General features: G+C 51.4%; 16 protein-coding genes and 1 pseudogene. 5 read left to right on the top strand and 12 right to left on the bottom strand.

Annotated features, from left to right (window positions below):
• Positions 1–1,002: 1,002 nt before the first annotated feature.
• Positions 1,003–1,872 (bottom strand): LysR substrate-binding domain-containing protein, encoded by an 870-nt coding sequence (locus tag BTA51_RS28255; RefSeq protein ID WP_094712444.1) that lies wholly within the window; start codon positions 1,870–1,872, stop codon positions 1,003–1,005.
• A 131-nt stretch (positions 1,873–2,003) separates the two neighbouring features.
• Between BTA51_RS28255 and hisC the strand changes: the two genes are divergently transcribed.
• Positions 2,004–3,107 (top strand): histidinol-phosphate transaminase, encoded by a 1,104-nt coding sequence (gene hisC, locus BTA51_RS28260; protein ID WP_094712445.1) that lies wholly within the window; start codon positions 2,004–2,006, stop codon positions 3,105–3,107.
• A 39-nt stretch (positions 3,108–3,146) separates the two neighbouring features.
• Positions 3,147–3,923 (top strand): ABC transporter substrate-binding protein, encoded by a 777-nt coding sequence (locus tag BTA51_RS28265; RefSeq protein WP_094712458.1) that lies wholly within the window; start codon positions 3,147–3,149, stop codon positions 3,921–3,923.
• Between the two features lie 104 nt (positions 3,924–4,027).
• Here BTA51_RS28265 and BTA51_RS28270 read toward each other — a convergent pair whose 3' ends face one another.
• Positions 4,028–4,537 (bottom strand): type VI secretion system tube protein Hcp, encoded by a 510-nt coding sequence (locus BTA51_RS28270; protein ID WP_094712446.1) that lies wholly within the window; start codon positions 4,535–4,537, stop codon positions 4,028–4,030.
• A gap of 211 nt (positions 4,538–4,748) precedes the next feature.
• Here BTA51_RS28270 and BTA51_RS28275 point away from each other — a divergent pair, with 211 nt between their 5' ends.
• Positions 4,749–5,309 (top strand): DUF4124 domain-containing protein, encoded by a 561-nt coding sequence (locus BTA51_RS28275; RefSeq protein WP_094712447.1) that lies wholly within the window; start codon positions 4,749–4,751, stop codon positions 5,307–5,309.
• Positions 5,310–5,319: 10 nt separating this feature from the next.
• Here BTA51_RS28275 and BTA51_RS28280 read toward each other — a convergent pair whose 3' ends face one another.
• The 4 genes from BTA51_RS28280 to BTA51_RS28295 are packed head-to-tail and all read right to left on the bottom strand — an operon-like array spanning position 5,320 to position 9,677.
• Positions 5,320–6,519, bottom strand: a complete 1,200-nt coding sequence (locus BTA51_RS28280; RefSeq protein WP_094712448.1) for an ABC transporter permease — start codon at positions 6,517–6,519, stop codon at positions 5,320–5,322.
• Between the two features lie 2 nt (positions 6,520–6,521).
• Positions 6,522–7,736, bottom strand: a complete 1,215-nt coding sequence (locus BTA51_RS28285) for an ABC transporter permease (RefSeq protein WP_094712449.1) — start codon at positions 7,734–7,736, stop codon at positions 6,522–6,524.
• Complete coding sequence (locus BTA51_RS28290; RefSeq protein ID WP_210404942.1) at positions 7,723–8,502, bottom strand: ABC transporter ATP-binding protein; 780 nt, start codon at positions 8,500–8,502, stop codon at positions 7,723–7,725. The genes BTA51_RS28285 and BTA51_RS28290 overlap by 14 nt, the downstream gene beginning before the upstream one ends.
• Positions 8,503–8,516: 14 nt before the next feature.
• Positions 8,517–9,677: an efflux RND transporter periplasmic adaptor subunit gene (locus tag BTA51_RS28295; protein ID WP_094712450.1), complete on the bottom strand. Its 1,161-nt coding sequence runs from the start codon at positions 9,675–9,677 to the stop codon at positions 8,517–8,519.
• 325 nt (positions 9,678–10,002) lie between these two features.
• Between BTA51_RS28295 and BTA51_RS28300 the strand changes: the two genes are divergently transcribed.
• Together BTA51_RS28300 and BTA51_RS28305 are read left to right on the top strand one after the other, a co-directional pair.
• Positions 10,003–10,461 carry a hemerythrin domain-containing protein gene (locus BTA51_RS28300; protein ID WP_094712451.1) on the top strand — a complete coding sequence of 153 codons (459 nt, stop codon included), beginning with the start codon at positions 10,003–10,005 and terminating at the stop codon, positions 10,459–10,461.
• 265 nt (positions 10,462–10,726) lie between these two features.
• Entirely contained in the window at positions 10,727–11,629 is a 903-nt protein-coding gene (locus BTA51_RS28305; protein ID WP_094712452.1) for an AraC family transcriptional regulator, read from the top strand.
• Positions 11,630–11,717: 88 nt separating this feature from the next.
• Here BTA51_RS28305 and xylB read toward each other — a convergent pair whose 3' ends face one another.
• The 6 genes and pseudogenes from xylB to BTA51_RS28335 all read right to left on the bottom strand — a co-directional run.
• Complete coding sequence (xylB, locus tag BTA51_RS28310) at positions 11,718–13,211, bottom strand: xylulokinase (protein WP_094712453.1); 1,494 nt, start codon at positions 13,209–13,211, stop codon at positions 11,718–11,720.
• Complete coding sequence (gene tal / locus BTA51_RS28315; RefSeq protein ID WP_094712454.1) at positions 13,195–14,211, bottom strand: transaldolase; 1,017 nt, start codon at positions 14,209–14,211, stop codon at positions 13,195–13,197. Before tal ends, xylB begins: the two co-directional genes overlap by 17 nt.
• A gap of 60 nt (positions 14,212–14,271) precedes the next feature.
• Entirely contained in the window at positions 14,272–14,955 is a 684-nt protein-coding gene (locus BTA51_RS28320) for an HAD family phosphatase (RefSeq protein ID WP_094712455.1), read from the bottom strand.
• A 15-nt stretch (positions 14,956–14,970) separates the two neighbouring features.
• The gene (locus BTA51_RS28325) at positions 14,971–16,449 is read right to left on the bottom strand and encodes a mannitol dehydrogenase family protein (RefSeq protein ID WP_094712456.1); all 1,479 of its coding nucleotides are present in this window, start codon (positions 16,447–16,449) and stop codon (positions 14,971–14,973) included.
• A 172-nt stretch (positions 16,450–16,621) separates the two neighbouring features.
• Positions 16,622–17,731, bottom strand: coding sequence for an ABC transporter ATP-binding protein (locus BTA51_RS28330; protein WP_094712457.1), 1,110 nt, complete (start codon positions 17,729–17,731; stop codon positions 16,622–16,624).
• Positions 17,732–17,782: 51 nt separating this feature from the next.
• A pseudogene (locus tag BTA51_RS28335) lies at positions 17,783–17,945 on the bottom strand (carbohydrate ABC transporter permease); the annotation flags it as partial.

A 17,945-nucleotide genomic window follows, 5' to 3' on the forward strand; every position in this document is an offset into this window, starting at 1 on the left:
GGTTGTCTGGTCAAAGCAATTGCTTCACGCTTGAACTCTGGACTATATTTTTTGCGTTTGCTCATAAACACTCCTTTGGCACATTGTGCCTCTTTTTAGAAGTGTCCGCAGTCACGGGGTAGAACCCCCTTGAGCAATTCGATTTATCGTGACTTCGTATCTTTCCACAATCGATCACCTATAAAAACGCTTGAGTAGCCTGCCGCACACCAGCCATATGGTAGACATCTTTTATTGAATAGTCCCCTTGGTTACGCTTATAGCGCTAGTCCCCCCACTATGAGGCCCAATGAGTTTTTTCTGGCAGTCTCCCTTCACGCCACAACCTAATCAGTTTTACCGCTGCTCTTTGAGACCATCTACCACTTTGATCAAGGGGACACTCGTTAATTACATGAATGGCCTCATTCGCTTTATCTAATCGAATGAGGCCAACGCATTCTCCTCGGCCAAACGAATACTCTACGAATTCATTTGTTTCGTTGACTTTATCCATCTCAATATAAAGTGCCATTTATGAACCTATTGCTTTGAGAAGGACACCCGTTAGCTTCCCCCCTCAAATCACTGTCAACGCCAACTAGCATTCAATAAAATGATGTGCATATAGACACCACATCACAATATACAATATTGAAACCAGATAAGGCCTTCGCCATTTTTTACCAGTACTATTTAAATACCTACCAGTAAAAAACACATCCAACCCTCCCAGAACTTCTCTAAAAATCTCTTTCTTCTTTATTTCTTCGCTTTCATTAGAATAGACACCTATTCCGGATAAGATGGCCATTAGTATGGAGAGTATTAGAATCACTATTGATACTTTATCAACAATCGAATCACACGCATTAAAATCTATCATTCAGCCGTTCTACCCTTTCAACAATGATGCATAGGTTTGGAAGTCAGACGGGCGGACACATAGGTCCGCCCCTACATAATGTACAGCTAGAAGGCTTTATGGCAACGCGTTGCCAATTATGAAACAAACCGGCAATCCTACATCACCAACCAATCACCAAATTTCACTAGCCGTGGGTCCACAACCATCTGATTGGGATACACCAAAAAATAATGAAACCCACTGGTAACCCTTGCCTCAAACGGTGCAATCAAACGTCCTGAAGCCAATTCTTCAGCGCTCAGTGTCACGTCGCCGATAGTGATTCCAAATCCCCGTTGGGCAGCATTGGTGGCCATATCCAGGGTATCGAAGTGTTGGTTCTGGCCAGCCTGGAGATCTCCTAGCCCGGCATGTTCGAGCCACAGTTTCCAATCACGCTGAGACTCACTGGCATGTAGCCACGTCAGGTCTTGCAGATATGTAGGGCTCTCCACCAGCCGTTCGACTCCGGGTAGCGCAGGGATACACATGGGCGTCAGGATCTCTTCAAAGAGTTCTCGATAACTTAGTTGCGGGTCTTGTTGCTGGCCGTAAACAATTGCAGCTTGAAAATTTTCCGTTGAGAAATTAACCCCATGACCGGCAGTTGATGTCAGTTCCACTTCGATTTCCGGATGAGTGCTGCGGAAACTGATCAGTCTTGGGAGCAGCCAGGGCAATATGCAGGTCGGTGCTTTAATACGCAGCTTTCCATTCTCTGTGGAAAGACTCTCGATCGCGTTACCCAACTGGCCCAGAGCCTGCTCTACCTGCGGCAAAAACTTCATACCTGCCGGGGTTAGATGTAACCCTCTTGCATGTCGGTAAAAGAGTTCGACTCCCAGGTATTTTTCCAGAGAAATCACCTGCCTGCTGACAGCTCCCTGGGACAGGTTAAGCAGTTCAGCCGCATGCGTAAAACTCAGTTTCTGGCCGGTGACCAGAAATGCATAGAGTTCTTTTGTGGTGGGAAGTCGTTTCAACATATCACTCAGCCATGCAATTTTTGCATAGCTATTATGCTGTTATTTCGCTACTTGGCTCAATCCCAAGACCTTATATTCGAGGCTGAAGACCTTATAAAGATAACACCCTGCGAGTTACCGGAGAGCGAATAATGGAATCCCTGGCGTCACAACTGGCACCGCCGGCCATTCAAAAACTGCAACCCTATCAGTCTGCCCGGAGAATTGGCGGCAACGGCCACTTGTGGCTGAATGCCAATGAATTGGAAAAAAATCTTACCCATGAGATCTCTCCCGTTCCATTGAACAGATATCCGGACTTTCTGCCCCAACAGCTGGCGGAGACCTATCGCCAATATGCCGGTTTAGCAGACCCCAAGAGGGAGACAGCCAACTCCTTTCATCATGCCATTGCCGTTCGTGGAGCTGATGAAGCCATTGATTTGCTGATCAGGGCCTTTTGTCAGCCAGGCAAGGACCGACTGATGATCTGTCCGCCCACTTACGGTATGTATGAGTTCTGCGCCAACGCACACGGTGTTGATGTAATCAAAGCGCCACTGAAAGATAATTTTCAGCTGGACCTGGACGCCATAAAAGCGTCAGTCCATCAAGCCAACCTGCTCTTTCTATGTTCTCCCAACAACCCTACCGGCAATCTGATTGATGTCGAGGATATTCGTGAGGTGCTGAATCACACCCGGCAATCCACTCTGGTGGCAGTTGATGAGGCTTACATCGAATTTGCGCCGCAGAACACCATTGTTGATCTGTTAGAAGACTACCCCAATCTGATCGTCATCCGTACGCTGTCGAAAGCCTTTGGACTAGCCGCAGTACGTTGCGGTTTCCTGTTATGTCACGAATCCGTTATGAAGATTATTCAGCGCCTGGTCGCCCCTTACCCTATTCCCGACCCCAGCGCCAGGATCTCATTGGCAGCGTTAAGCCTGCAAGGGGTCACCGGCATGCAACAGGCGGTAGACAGATTGATTTCCACTCGGGAGGTATTTGCCGCTAAACTCAGGGCAATACCCTGCATCTCGACCGTCTTTCCCTCCCACACCAATTTCATTCTGGTGAAAGCGGAAAAACTCGGGGACAGAAATCTATTTGAGTATTTACTTGATCAGGGTATTGTCACCCGTGACCAATCGCATGACCCGGCCCTCTCCGGATGCCTTCGCATCACCATCGGAGAGCCGGAATCCATGGCCGAAGTAGCGGCTGCCATTGAGCAATATCAATCTGCATAAGAAAAACAGGAGATCATGATGAATAAAAAGGGATCCAGTATGAAACGTTTATTGGCAATAGGACTCCTTACGCTGGTATCAGTCACCGGACCGGCACAGGCGGAGGAACAACGGGTAGTGCGTCTGGCCTCGGACTTTACTTATCCTCCCTTCAACTATCGGGACCCTGAAGGGAAACCGGTAGGCTTCGACATCGAAATTGCGGATGCCCTGTGCCAGGAGATGCAGGTCAAATGCGAATGGGTCATGCAGGATTGGAGCGGACTGATTCCGGCCCTGCTGGCAAATAAAGCCGATGCGATTATGGCCTCAATGCGGATCACCGAAGACCGTAAGAAGAAGGTTCTGTTTACCCATAAGTACTACCAAACCCCGGCCCGCTTTGTCGCCAGAGAAAAAGATCATGTTGAAATCAGCAAGGCCGGACTGAAAGGCAAGGCTATCGGTGTTCAGCGGGGAACAATTCACGACACCTATGTCACCGACATGTTTGGTGATGTGGCGGATATCAAGCGTTACAGCGGCCAGGAAGAGGTCTACCTGGATGCTTCCAGCGGACGTCTGGATGTAGTGTTCGGGAATTCCGACCAGTTAGCGTTGGCGTTTCTGGACCAGGATGCCGGTAAGGATTTTGTTTTCGTCGGCGAAGCGGTTAAAGATCCCAAATATATTGGTGAGGGAACTGCCCTCGCTCTGCGGAAGCGGGATGAAAAGCTGGCGAACGAATTCAACCAGGCCATTGCGACGATCAGGGCCAACGGCAAGTATGATGAAATCGCCAACCGATACTTCAATTTCGATATCTACGGCGACTGATTTCGAGCCTCATGGCTTTTAACACCATTGAAGAATTCTGTTAACCTCAGGGCGCACATTCAGTGCGCCTTTTTCATCTGTACCGATTTTCATGAGCAGGCCAATCAGCTGCGCTCACTCCAGTCATATTCGTATTCAGTTGATTGCGTCACTGACTTCCACCGTAGCGTATTGGGTATTACGCCCAGCTTTACCATTGCCGGGTATGACGCGCTTGAACCTTCAAAGGTACTGGGGTTTTCAACTTCAAAACGGACAATCCGCCCCTGTTCAATCTCATATTTGAACAACAGCTCGATATCCCCAATTTCATGGTTCAGATGAAACACTTCCAGGGAAAGATCTATGCGCTGCCGTTGGCAGAAGGCCTGGGCCAATTGCGGAGTGCTCTTACCCACACGAACCCAGAACTCCGCTGGCTGCACATCCGGATAATTACACATCCGAAGCTCTCCGGAACTACCTTCCATATCCATGGAAGCTTTAAAGAACATGGTCTCAAGCGCAGTGCTGACATCGACTCCCCCCATTACAGAGGCGGTATTATCCTCCCCAGGGGTCACCTCAATATCACTGCCATCGATCTTGAGGCGAAGATATGCATTTAGAGCCATTTCTCATTCCTCAGTTTTCGTTGATCATTGCTCAACTGACCTGGTTACCGGATTGGCCTGACATGACATCGACGCAATAGCAACCTGATCAATATTTACCCACTTATATCAGTGTAAATCAACCTGCCGCCCAGAGCCATGATCGCGAGCGAGCGCGCCCAGGAAGGCATAGCATGTTACACTTCTCCCTTGCCTCCTTGGATGGTGATCAATGAAAGTTTTGCCAGTCGTATTATCACCAGTAACCGTGTTATCACCTTTAGTCAGGTTATCGACAGCAGTCGTGTTATTGCTGGCCGTCGTAACTGCACGGGCAGATATCTATAAGTGCGTCGACGGCGACCGGACCCTCTATTCCGATGAGCCCTGCGGCGAACAATCACAGAAGATTGAACTGCTTCCCCCTCCAGATACCACTGGCCAAAACAAGCTCTCCACCGACGAAATGAAAACCTTAAGCGAAACGCTTAGCCAGGACAGGAAAATTGATAGTCTCAATAGAGAAATCCGAGACCAGAGGTTTCTACTGGAGCAGTTATCAGCCAACTATGAATCCGACCGCCTCCAACTTGAAAAGGCTTTGGAAGAGCATCTTCGGGGAGCTAACTCAAAAATCTGGTACCACCACACCTACAGTCAGGAAGCCTACCGGGATCGTAAACGCCGGCTGGAAGAGGATATTCGTCAGCTATATTTTGAATATTGGGCAGAGCGCCGTTTAATCCAAGAACGGCTGGAGTCGCTGGAGCGGACTCTTTCAGAGTCAAAATGATGGATATCCGCTATTCGGATCTCAATGCCACAATGGGGTCCAGTGAAGAGGCCTGATATGCCGGCAATGCACCTGCGATTAAGCCTATCAGCATAGACAGCAACAGCGCACCGAGGACAAATGGCAAATGTATCTGCAACGGAAATTCCGGTGCGGCCATGCCGGTAATAAACACCACGATAAACATCAAGGTTAACCCGCATATTCCGCCGAAGGTGGACAAAGCAATCGCTTCCCCCAGGAACAGACTCATGACCTGTCGACGGGTTGCCCCAAGGGCGCTGAGCAAGCCGATTTCACTCCGCCGTTCACGAACACTGGTGGTTAAGGTCGTCAGAATGCCGACAGCCCCCACCAGCAAAGAAATTGAGCCCAGCAATGCCACAGACAGCGTCAGCACAGACAGCACGCTGTTTAGGCTGGAAAGCATCTGATCCTGGGTTGTCAGGGTGAAATCCTCGCGGCCGTGGCGGGTCTGCAGCGTGTTGATGATATGCGCTGACATGGTGGTGGAGTCCGTCGCCGGGGAAAACACCACATCGATTTCCATCAGACCGTCCCGATTAAACATTTCCAGAGCCAGATCTGCGGAAATGTAGATGACATCGTCGAGATCAAACCCAAGCATATCCCCTTTTGGCTCAATCACGCCGATGATTCGAAACCGCATTCCGCCGATTCTCACCAACTTGCCAAGTGGACTGGTATCGGCAAACAGTTCCTGCTTTACCCGATTGCCAATCACCACATAAGGACTGCTACGTGCGCCGGTCTGGGTTCTGGGTAAGAAGCGCCCCTGCCCCACGGCAAACTGCCAGGCAGAAGGCATGTCCGCCCCGACCCCAAATACATCCACATTACGTCCTTTCTGGCCATATTCAATTTCCCCGGTTCCCTGCACCACTGGCACCACAAAATCCACAAACGGCAACCGGGCCAAGGCATCACTGTCTTCAATGGACAGTGGCCGGACAGAACTCAACAGCCCCCCCATGCCACCCGTCATATTCTTGCCGGGATTAATGGCAATGATGCGTGTTCCAAATTGGGAAAACTCATCCATCACATAGGTTCTTACACCCTCGCCGATGGAGGTCAGCAGCGACACGGCAGCAATTCCTATGGCGATGCCAATGGCTGTCAGCGCTGAACGGGCGCGCCCGAACTTTAGAGTCGCCAGGACCCAACGCAGGGCGTCAAGCAGACTCATGGCTACACTCCCCGACTCTCATTTAATGCGGCAACTGGCTCCATGGCTGATGCCCGTCGCGAAGGAAGCCAGGCAAATATCAATGCGGTCAGAATGGCGGTCATAAATGCGGCGGTCTTGGCCCAAAGGGGCGAGCCCAGCGGTACATTCGGATAAAACACCCGCCCAATCGCCAACAGGCTTTCACTTAACAGCAAGCCGGTTGCACCACCCAGCAACGCCAGCAATACCGCTTCTGAGAGGAATAAACGTTCAATGGTGACAGCATCTGCGCCCAGGGCTTTCAACAGACCGATTTCATCCGTCCGCTGGCTGACACTGATTAACATCACATTCATGATCAGCACACCCGCAACAACCAGGCTGATCGCTGCAACGCCCCCTACTGCCAGGGTCAGCGTCTGGAGAATTTTATCGAATGATGCCAGGAGCGCATCCTGGGTAATCACCGTCACATCTTCCTCTCCGTCATGGCGTTCGCGGATCACCGAAGCGATACGTTCTTTGGCTGACTCCACATAATCATAGGAACGGACTTCAGCGAAGACTCTGAACAATCCTTCCTGATTGAACAGCGCCTGGGCGCTGGCAACCGGTACGATCATGACCTCATCAAAGTCCATCCCAAGGGCCATCCCCTTGCTGGACAACACGCCAATCACACGGAAGCGGCGGTCGCCGGCTCTCAGCCAACGACCTAATGCAGGCTCAGGGCCAAATAATTCCCGCTTCAATGTTCTACCGATCACTGCGACGGCGTTACCCTCTTCCAAAGGCACATCAGGAAGGAATTGTCCCTGCTGCACTTCCAGCTTGCGGATTTGCATAAAGTCCTGACTGGTCCCGACCACCAGACTTTCCCTTAACCGGCCCTGATAGGAAAGCTCAGCGAAGCCCACCACCAAAGGAGCCATCATTCTGACTTCGGGCAGGCGTTGAACAGAAAGACTGTCCTGAAGGGTAATATCGCGTGGAGATTCACCGGTAATCGGCGGCATTCCCCCCGTGGTTTCTTTCTTCCCGGGCATGACAATCAGAGTGTTTTTTCCCAGAAAGCTGAACTCACCAAGGATAAATAAACGCGCCCCTTCTCCAAGACCGATCAGTAGATTGACGGCGCTGACGCCGATCACCAGCGCCAGCATCACCATCGCGGTACGAAACCGGTGTTTGCTGACCACCAGCCAATTGAACCTCGCCATATCAACGAGTGTCATGGCCCTCACCCGCCCTTGTATCCCGTTCAGAGGCTTGACTGGTATCCGCGGCAATGCGTCCGTCCACCATTTTGATCTGTCTCCTGGCACGAGTCCCCAGATCCAGATCGTGGGTCACCACAATCAAAGTAATGCCTTCTTTGTTCAGTTCCTCCAACAGACTGACCACTTCGGCACCGGACGCGGTATCCAGATTTCCGGTAGGCTCATCCGCCAATAACAACTTGGGTTTCATCATGATGGCCCGCCCGATGGCAACTCTCTGCCTTTGGCCACCGGACAATTGCTTAGGAAGATGTTCTGCCCTGTCAGCAATTCCCAAACGCTCCATAACAGGTTTGATTCGTGCCTGACGTTCCCGGGGAGGTACGCCAGCCAGCATCAGGGGGAGTTCGATATTCGCGCGGGCGGTCATGCGGGGAATCAGATGATAGGATTGAAATACAAAGCCGATTTCGCTTTGTCTGTAGGCGGCGCGGGCTTTGTCTTTAAGCCCGGTGGTAGAAACCCCGTCCAACACATATTCGCCCCGGCTGGGCTGGTCCAACAACCCCAGGATATTGAGTAAGGTTGATTTTCCTGATCCTGACGGGCCCATGACGGAAATATATTCTCCGGCTCTGACCAGCAAATCCACATCATCCAATGCTTTTACAGTCTGGTCTCCCAGCAGAAAATGGCGATCCACTGAAATCAATCTCACCAGATCTGCTGGCTTTGCCAAAAGCCAGTCTGCAGATTTTGCCGGGTTCAAGTCTGAATTCATAAAGGGTCAATCCCTTATAAATCCGGACTCTGAGAAGAGGTACTCTCTTCCGGAATTACCACGACACCTTCGTCAGCGCCCTCGGTATCCAAGGCAGCGAGTATGCGATCACCGGGCGACAAACCTGAAATAATTTCGGTGTACACCCAATTGCTCAATCCAGGAGTGAAAACCTGTTTCTCGAGGACTTTACTCTCCGGGTTAAATCGCAACACCGTATTTCCCTCCATGATCATTTCAGTCGGAATGCGAGTCACTCCGCTATGGTGCTCAAGGATGACTTCGATATCAGCGCTGTAGCCGACCAACAGGTTCAAATCCTCCGGTACTTGGTCTATCTGAACTTCCACATCGACGGTCCGTGCCTGCTTTTCATAATCCTGAACATATGGCGCAACTCTCGACACCCTGGCACTAAGAGATAGCCCACGAAAAGCATCCAGAGTCACCTTGGCCGGCATACCGACCTTGATCTTGGCGGTGTCCACTTCATCAATGGGAGCCCGGACATAAAGACATTTGTCATCAATCAGATCAACCGCAGGCGGGGTCACAATACCTGGAGGCGACGGTGTGACGTACTCTCCCACTTCCCCGTTGATTTCTGCCACAACCCCGGCAAAGGGTGCGGTAAGACGGGTGCGTTCCAGGTTCACTTCGCTGAGTTTTACCAGGGCTTTGGCTTCTTCGATCTGAGCCTCTGCTGCCTTACAGGCCAGAGATGACATGGCTGCGCGGGTTTTGGCAGAGTCCAAAGACTCTTCGGAGGTTAGTTTCTTGGCGGCCAGACGCTCTTGACGGCTCTGTTCCCGAAGATCACGATCTGCGCCATAGCAGATCTCCGCCCGCTTCTGTAAAACCACTTGTAGATTGGCCTTCGCCTGATCCAGGGCGGCCTGATATTCCTGGTCGCGCAGTTGAAGTAACAGCTGTCCCTTCTCTACCCGATCACCCGCTTTGACCATTAAGGCTTCCACGGTTCCACCGGTCTGCATTGACAGCTTTGAGCGCTGGCAGGCTCTTACCGTTCCGGCACGAGTATTGGCCACAGTGTCTTCCACCGGCCCCTGATCGACCGTATGAAGAGAAACCATGATCGGATCAGCCATACCCTTCCAGGCATAAAGACCGGCAGCGGTGAGAATTACCACCAATACCACGATAACCTTGCGCATGTGTGTCATCCTTCGTCAGTCAGGACCTGCCCCTGGCTACTTTTACCTTATTCTAATTTTTCTACCTTATTCTAGTTTTTCTACCTAATTCTGGTTTTTACTACCTTGCTCTAATTTTTCACTTAACTTTCATCAAATTAGTCTAGGGGTTGTTACCCTGCCGCACGTTGATGTGGATCAAACACTTTTTTACGACAGGGATGACAAATGTCAATTCTCTGTGTGCAGGATATCCTATATTTATAAAAAGGAATTTTGAATCAGAGTACGTTGCCGCAAGCAGAGTTCTCTATCGTAAATAGTACCTTACCGCAGGAGGTGGCCCATGCATCCGTTACTGGAAGAATTGCTCAATTATCACCGACAGGCATCTGCCGTTATCAAGGAGATTTCAAAACTCAATCAGGAACTGACTCAGACTGACGCCAGTGATATACGCGATCTGCTCATCAATTCACTGGAGGAACTGAAAAGTGAAGAGGAACGGAACCATCACTTCAACGAAGAGTTGGTCAGGGAAGCGTTGATGTCTACGGAAGCGCCCATTCACCGGAGCGTTGAACAAATTGCCAAGGACCATGCGGCTTTTGGGCGGATTATGTCCAGCTTGCAGTCACAGTGCCAGGATGACAGCTGCACTGATGAAGAGCTCAGCAGCATGATTACAGACTATATCGATAAGTACTTTGACCACCTTGAGGCAGAGGAAACCATTTTTTTCCCCATGGCGGAGAAGTGGCTGGACGAAGACCTGTGGGCAAATGTCCAGGAAAAATGGAGATAGCCTCACCGAGCATCCAGGTTTTGGGCTGCGCTAATGCGCTAAATAGTTACCGCATTAATTTATACTAATATTGCAAGTATCCTCCCTTTAACCTTGTCATATGCGCAAAAAAGTATCATTTTTGTCGCTAGAGGTATTAGAGTTCATCGACAGATTCATGCATATTAACTAGCAGTAGTCTGGAAGACATTGATGTCTTCCCGGGGAACCGGCTGGATAAGCTCGATAACAATAATACGTTGCATTATCAGGTAGGGCCGAGCCAATGCGTAAGATTAACAAAGCGACTCCTGAAATTGAGATCACCGACCCCAATGGGGAAACCATCCGTTACCTTGAGCACGGATTTCCCAGTGAGTTAATTCGCTGGCACGCACATGATGAGTACGAACTCCATTTCATTGCCGCCACGACCGGAAAAGTGTTTGTCGGCGACTACGTTGGCTTGTTCGGCCCCGGCCAGCTTGTCCTGACCGGACCACGCCTTCCCCACAACTGGGTCAGTATGAACCACCCCGCTTCACATGTCGGGCTGCGTGACATGGTTGTACAGTTCAATCACGAAACCATTGAAGACAGCATCAGCACGATTCCTGAAATGAGCCTGCTGCTGCCGATGCTGGAACGTGCCAGATCCGGAGTTGAGTTTATCGGTGTAGATCCTGCCGATATCCGTCGCCGATTTGAAAAGATTCGCGAATCCACCGGCTTTTCCCGGATTGTCCATTTTCTTGATTTTATCAATTACCTGTCCCAATGGCAGAACTATCGCCAGCTTTCCACCATGCAGATATATTCCAATACCAATGATGCGATGCAACGAAAGATCAATACAGTGGTGGAATATGTGATCAACAACTTTGAAATGCCAATCACGCTCGGCGAAACTGCCGACCTGGTTGGCATGACGGAAAGTCATTTCTCACGCTTTTTCCGCAAGGCAACAGGTAACCGGTTTATTGAATTCGTTAACCGGGTAAGGATCAGCAAAGCCTGCAGCCTGCTGTCAGAAACCAATGAAAAGGTAGCCAGTATCTGCTTCCAGGTGGGCTTTAACAACGTGGCAAACTTCAACCGCCGTTTCCAGGAACTGAAAGGAATTACTCCCAGAGAATACCGGATGCAGACGACACAGCGCCTGCAGGCAGACCTTAAAACCGGCACCTGAGGGGTATCTTTCAGAGGGTTCTTTTCAATCCACGGTTCATGTCACATCTTAAACACATCAAACCTTGGGCGCGTCAGTCTTAAGTACGTCAAATTTGGGGATAAGCAGAAGTAAGCCTTTGGCGATATAAATCATAGGCCTCCTGATAAGCGCCGACAGCCATCGACGAAGGCTCCACTGCACTGCTTTCGTCTAACACCACGTACCGCCCACATAGATCAGATAACGACTCTTTGCGCCCCTGAAGATGGGACTCACACCAGGCCGCCTGAATCGCTCCTCCCAACGCACCAGCTTCGCCCAGTGTCGGGCAGACGACTCTGGTATCCATTATGTCTGCCACCATTTGTCGCCAGAACGGGCTCTTTGCTCCCCCGCCGATCAAACGTATTTCCCGGGTTTTGATGCCCGACTCTCTCAGAAGATCGAGACCATAGCGTAAACCGAATGTCGTTCCTTCTAATACAGCCCGACACAAGTTGGATGGGTTCAGGTTCTGACTGTTCATCCCCAACAGACTGCCACTGGCATCAGGTAAGGCCGGCACACGCTCGCCGTTAAAAAATGGCAGCAGAGTAATGCCTTCCGCACCAATTGGGGATCGGGCTGCGCGATCATTGAATTCATCAAGCTCCAGCCCGAACAGATGGCGTACTGAATTCGCTGCGCCGGTCAGGTTCATGGTGCAGATCAGCGGCAACCATCCATTACTTGAGGAACAAAATGACGCCACAAGTGGATGCAGCGACTGTAATGGCTGTTCCGAACAGGCATAAACGGCACCTGAAGTCCCCAGGCTCATCGTCACCACACCGTTCTGGATATTCCCTGTACCAATGGCGCCCATCATGTTGTCACCACCACCGCTGGCAACGATAACGCTTTCCTCAAGCCCCAGCAGTTTGGCTACTTCCGGCCTGATACGCCCAATAGACTGGTGAGCTTCCAATAATGGCGGTAATGACTTTGGCAACCGGCCGGAATCATCCACCAGGGTCAACACATCCAGATTCCATTCACGCCGTCGAATATCAAAATACCCGGTCCCGGAAGCATCGCCAAATTCAGACGCCATTTCGCCGGTGAGCCAATAATTCAGATAATCGTGAGGAAGAAGAATATGCTCAATTCGATTAAAACTTTCAGGTTCTACTTGCTTCAACCACAGCAGCTTGGACAAAGTGTAGCCGGTTGCGAGTACCAGCCCCAATTGTGCCAGAGCCCCCTGTTCACCGCCCATCAGTGTCAGTAATTCGCTATTCTGTTGAGAGGTTTCAGTATCACACCAGAGCTTGGCGGGGCGAATCACCTCACCTGCAGAATCCAGTATCACCAGTCCGTGTTGTTGACCGGAAACACCAATGGCGGTTATCTGCTTTCCTGAAACTCCGGCTTGGTCGAGCGCTTTGCGATAGCTCTCTATCAGGGCTTCGACCCACCAGGAGGGTTCTTGCTCCCGGCATCCGTTGGAACCACTGATCATCTGATGAGATGCATACCCTTCACCAATGATAAGAGCCTTTTCCGGATCAAGGATCACCGCTTTGGTACCTTGGGTTCCACAGTCAATTCCCAGATACACATAAACCTCCCATAACGGTGGAGCTAGGCGTTTCAGACCTTATTCCAGACAGTTGTGTCCGCAGCATTGTTTCCAGCTTGAGCTGATCCTGCTCAAATCCCCGAATACCCTCAGCCAACTTCTCGGTGGCCATGGCATCTTCATTTAATTGCCAGCGAAACGACGCTTCCGTCATCGCTTCTGGAGGAACGCTACTGGCTTCTGGCATCGTCAGAGAAGACTCCAGTCTCCCCTCAGTCTCGGATAGTTCCTGAAGCAAGGATGGACTTATCGTGAGCCTGTCGCAGCCGGCCAGAGCAATAATTTCACCGGCATTTCTGAAACTTGCTCCCATGACGATGGTGGCATAGCCATGACGTCTGAAGTACTCATAAATAGTCCTGACAGAGCACACACCGGGCTCATTTTCAGGAGCAAAGTCTTGTTCCGGATGCTGCTTCCGATACCAATCAAGTATTCGACCGACAAAGGGAGATATCAGATATACGCCCGCCTCTGCACAGGCCTGAGCCTGCACAAAACTGAATATCAGTGTGAGATTACACTGGATTCCTTCCTGCTCCAGGATTTGTGCCGCCCGGATTCCTTCCCAGGTCGCAGCGAGCTTGATCAAAATCCGGTCTCGGGAGATTCCGGCTTGCTCATACATGCTCACCAGATTTCTGGCTTTATTGATGCTCGCCTGTGTATCAAATGACAATCTTGCATTCACCTCAGTGGAAACGCGTCCTGGCACATGCTGAAGTATGACCCTGCCCATTGCCACAATCAGCCGATCACCAGCTTCTTCTACGGCACGCTCCAATGGCAGGGACATCGCGTTGACCTGCTCTAGTATGCTCGCAACCAGGTCATCATATTGTCCGGATTGCACCGCTTTGAGGATCAATGACGGGTTGGTCGTGGCATCCTGAGGCGCAAACTGGCGAATGGCCGCCAGATCACCGGTATCAGCTACCACAATACTCAGACGTTTCAACTGTTCAAGTAAGTTGGACATAGAATCTCTCTTGTAATCTACAGAGGTAAACAGTTATCGATACCCAGGGCCATACCATACTCAGGCAGGCATCCAGGCCATACCAAACATAGAAAAGTAGGTCTCGGTATTAAGACTTTCATTCAGAGAGGTATGAATCAGATCCGCGATAGCAAACTTCTCCGGAGTCGGGTGGTCGGCTTCCGGAACCGCGACGACCCCCATCCCGGCGGATTTCGCTGCGATCACACCATTTAGTGAGTCTTCCCAGACAATACAATCCCAGGCTTCCGCTCCCAGACGTTGAGCCGCCAGCAGAAAAACAGCCGGATGCGGTTTTGGATACGGAACTTCAGTGGCTGATGCGGTGATGTATACCGGTAACTGATGGGTTTGTATGACGGCATCAATCAGTGACATGGGAGAAGAAGAGGCGATAGCCACCGGAATATCGCCTTCTCTCATTACCTCCAACAGCTCCCGCGCGCCCGGCATCAGAGGGACCTCTTCAATTCTCCGGTGCATCTCTTCGAGAATACAGAATGCCAGATGAATGTGATCAATCGAATGATCCGGATAATCTCTGGCAAGGGCTAGGGAAACATAACTGGTACTGGTCCCGGCATACCTGGCCAGCTCAGCTGAACTCAGATGCAGTCCATACTGAGCTTTCAGGACAGCCTGCTCAACACTTTGCCAGACAGGCTCTGAGTTAATCAGAAGCCCGTCCATGTCAAAGATAGCATTGCCTTTTCTCGGGGGCATGATGGAGGCCAGCCCTTAATCGCCGAGCGTCATTTCCAAAGTGGCCTTGACTCCGAACTTCTGCAAGCGTTCCAGCTGCAGTTGGAAAGCACTGACAAACTCCGCAGAATTTGGAATCGTTTTTCCAAAGACATCCTCCAGGCCGAGGAAGCTTTCAACCACATTTGATGTTTCTGCAATGGCTTCCTGCAACCAACCCGCTCTGGGGTCTGGAATGGAGTAGCGCTCTCCTTTTTCATCCACACCTCTCAGATAATGAGCCCAGGCGGCAATGATGAGAGCCACACGCGCCAAAGGCTTGCCTTGAGCCATCATATCCAGCAGCGTCGGCAATACGAATTTGGGAAATTTGGATGAACCATCCGAACAAATCCGACTCAACTGATCACATATCTCCCGGTTGGAAAAGCGCTCTATCAGGGTATTTTTGTACTCTTCAAGGTCGATACCCGGCACCGGAGAAAGCGTCGATGTCACATCGAGGTCCATATAGCTCCGAACGTATCGTCTGAGAGTTTCATCTTCCATAGTCTCATGGGCGAATCGGTACCCAAGCAGAAAGCCTAAATAGGTCATGGCCAGATGGCTACCATTGAGAAGACGGATTTTCATATCTTCATATGGTGTCACATCGTCTGTGAACTGGACTCCGACCTCTTCCCACTCAGGGCGCCCGTTACAGAATCGATCTTCTAATACCCATTGGATGAAGGGTTCTGCAACAACCGGCCAGCGGTCTTCTATGCCGGTGGCAGCTCTGAGCTGCTCCCTATGTTCATCACTGGTCATGGGTGTAATTCGATCCACCATGGCATTTGGAAAGCTGACATTCTCATCGATCCAGCGGGCGAGTTCCTGATCCTGCAAACCGGTAAATGTGAGTAATGCCTTTCGGGCAACCTCGCCGTTATGCGGAAGGTTGTCACATGACATCACCGTGAAAGGAGTTACCCCTCGATCACGCCGTAATTTAAGAGCGGCGCTGAGGTATCCAAAGACAGTTTTCGGTGATTCCGGATGCTGAAGATCATGCTGTATCTGTGGTAGGTGTGCATTGAACTCACCCGTGCTGTCGTCAGTGCAATACCCCCCTTCAGTAATGGTCAGGGAAACAATCCGTGTTTCGGGTGAAGACAGCTTCTCTATTAACTTTTGTGGATTATCCTGTGCCAGTATGAAGTCACCGATGGCTCCCACCACCTGGGTCTGGGTATCATCGCCATCGCCAAGTTCGTACAAGGTATACAGGTAGTCCTGTGCTGCTAGAGCATCGCGCATGCCCTGATCTTCCGGACGCAATCCCACACCACATATGCCCCATTCCAGAGATTTACCACGATTTAGCAACTGCTCTGTATAAATCGCCTGATGGGCACGATGAAAACCACCGACGCCGATATGAACAATTCCCTGCCTGATCGCTTTCCGGTCATATACCGGACGGATAATACTGTCGTCCAGCCCGGACAAACACTCTGCGCTTAATTTCGTCATTTTTCCTACACCTCTGACCCTTTCCTAAGGGCCGACCTACTGAACTGTTGTGTGGTATGCGCTGTTTTCAGACTGCATATTTCTTTCGCCCACTCTTTTATCCGTTGGCCGTACCTTTATCTGTCGGCCGTACGTTCCACCCGGACCAATACGGCCAATCGATTTTTTATGTTTACGCGGCTTTGGCCGGTGCGCCGGGCTTACGAATCGCCTTCCCTTCCTTGTCAAACAGATGACACCGCGCCAGCTCCGGCTGTAGTCCCACCTGATCCCCAAAGCTCGGCTCAAAATCCCCCGGCGCTCTTACCGTCAGGGTTTCTCCGGAGGTCGCCTTCACATAGCAGTAGGTATCCGCTCCCAGATGTTCCGCCACGTCCAGGTGAACCTTGAACGCGCTCTCTTCCGCCCGGGTGACCTGAATATGTTCCGGCCGGATGCCCACCGTCACTTCCTCACCGTTTTGCAGGCCGCTGCCGTCCAGCTCCAGGGTGTATTCCGGGCCACAAGCCAGAGTCACGGTGACGGCCATGGGGCTGGCTACTTTGACCTTGGCCTTCAGGAACGCCATCTTGGGCGTACCGATAAACCCGGCCACGAACTGGTTCACCGGATGGTGATACAACTCCAGCGGGCTGCCCACCTGTTCGATACGGCCGCCGTTGAGCACCACCACCTTGTCGGCCAGGGTCATGGCTTCCACCTGGTCGTGGGTGACGTAGATCATGGTGGCGTTGAGTTCCTGGTGCAGCCGTGCAAGTTCCAGGCGCATCTGCACTCTCAGGGCCGCGTCCAGGTTGGACAGGGGCTCGTCGAACAGGAACACCTTGGGCTGGCGCACGATGGCCCGGCCGATCGCCACCCGCTGCCGCTGCCCACCGGACAGGGCCTTGGGCTTGCGGTCCAGCAAGTGGTCCAGTTCCAGGATGCGGGCCGCATCGTTCACTTTCTTGTCGATCACCGCTTTGTCTTCGCCCGCCAGATCCAGGGCAAAGGACATGTTCTTGCGCACCGTCTTGTGCGGATACAGGGCGTAGGACTGAAATACCATGGCTAGATCGCGCTTAGCCGGGGCCAGATCGGTGATCTCACGGTCGTCCAGATGAATACTGCCACTGGAGACTTCCTCCAGCCCGGCAATCAGCCGTAACAGGGTGGACTTACCACAGCCGGAAGGGCCTACAAACACCACGAATTCGTGATCGTTGATGTCCAGGTTTACCCCTTTGATGATTTCCAGGCCATCGAAGACCTTCTTGAGATTTCTGATTTTCAGATCAGACATGGAGACATCCTCTTGCTTCGGACCGGCGTAGCCGGCCCGCTGTTAAATAAGTTATTTCACCGCACCGAACGACAGTCCGCGCACCAATTGTTTCTGGCTCAGCCAGCCGAAGATCAGGATCGGCGCACAGGCCAGGGTCGAGACGGCGGAGAGCTTGGCCCAGAACAGCCCTTCGGGGCTGGAGTAGCTGGCCACCAGGGCGGTCAGCGGAGCC

The organism is Hahella sp. CCB-MM4 (genome assembly GCF_002260525.1).
Lineage (GTDB): Bacteria > Pseudomonadota > Gammaproteobacteria > Pseudomonadales > Oleiphilaceae > Hahella.